Annotated in this window: 1 protein-coding gene and 1 pseudogene; both read left to right on the top strand. The window is 67.8% G+C overall.

The genetic code is table 11. The features are described 5' to 3' along the window. Positions 1-54: 54 nt before the first annotated feature. Positions 55-351 (top strand): annotated as a pseudogene (locus tag ABZ707_RS33485) (transposase); the annotation flags it as partial. A gap of 17 nt (positions 352-368) precedes the next feature. Beyond that, positions 369-1,241 carry an IS3 family transposase gene (locus ABZ707_RS33480; protein ID WP_360182669.1) on the top strand — a complete coding sequence of 291 codons (873 nt, stop codon included), beginning with the start codon at positions 369-371 and terminating at the stop codon, positions 1,239-1,241. The last annotated feature ends 40 nt before the right edge of the window (positions 1,242-1,281 follow it).

Genomic DNA, 1,281 nt, shown 5'->3' with positions numbered 1-1,281 from the left:
TGAGCTTGATCCGCTTTGGCGGACATCCGAGATCAGGGGTTCGTCCCCGGGAGGATGTCCATCATGGAGAGCATGGGGAAGAAGAAGCCTCGCCCTCGCCGCTCGTTCACGCCGGAGTTCAAGGCTGAGATCGTCGAGCTGTGCCGACGCGGCGACCGCTCGATGGGTCAGATCGCCAAGGACTTCGACCTGACCGAGACCGCCGTGCGTGACTGGGCCCGACAGGCCGAGGTCGACGCCGGTGAACGGGACGGCCTGACCAGCAGTGAACGCGAGGAACTGGCCGCGCTGCGGCGGGAGAACCGCCGGCTGCGCGAGGACGTCGACATCCTCAAACGGGCCACGGCTTTCTTCGCGAAGGAGACCCGGTGACGGTGCACCCGTTCATCGAGGCGGAGAAACGCGCAGGTCACAGCGTCAAACGGGCCTGTGAACTACTTGAGGTCTCCCGAACCGCCTACTACGCCCGCCGCTCCGCAACTCCTGGTCCCCGGGCAGTCCGCGACGCCGAACTGACCGAGGAGATCACCACCGTCCACACCAGGTCGCGCGGTGCCTACGGCGCCCCACGCATCCACGCCGCTCTCCAACGCGAGGGCTCCGCATGCGGCCGCCGCCGTGTCGCACGCCTGATGCGGGCCGCGGGACTGGCAGGCCGGCACCGCAGACGACGGCACCTGACCACCGTCCCCGACCCGCGGGCCGCCACCCGGCCCGATCTCATCGCCCGGGACTTCCAGCCCGACCCCACCAGGCTCGATGCCCGCTGGTGCGGCGACATCACCTACATCCCGACCGGTGAGGGCTGGCTCTACCTCGCCACCGTCATCGACATCGCCTCACGCCGCGTCGTCGGCTGGGCGACCGCTGACCACATGCGCACCGACCTGGTCGCCAACGCCCTCACCACCGCCTGCCGAACCCGCCGCCCCACCCGGCCGGTGATCTTCCACTCCGACCGTGGAAGCCAGTACACCAGCCAGCAACTCGCCACCCTGGCAGATCAGTTCGGGGTCCGGCTCTCGGTCGGCCGCACCGGACAGTGCTGGGACAACGCACTGGCCGAATCGTTCTTCGCCACCATCAAACGTGAACTGCTCGACCCGACAACCTGGCCCACCCGGACCGCCGCCCACACCGCGATCTTCGACTTCATCGAAGGCTGGTACAACTTGCACCGACTGCACAGCAGCCTCGGATACCTCAGCCCCGCCGAATACGAGACCGCACACGCAGCCTGACCACCACACCGATGGTGTCCGTCAAAGCGGAACAAGCTCA

The organism is Streptomyces sp. NPDC006923, assembly GCF_040635655.1.
In the GTDB taxonomy this organism is placed as follows: domain Bacteria; phylum Actinomycetota; class Actinomycetes; order Streptomycetales; family Streptomycetaceae; genus Streptomyces.
This window is presented reverse-complemented; position numbering and strand designations above follow the sequence as displayed.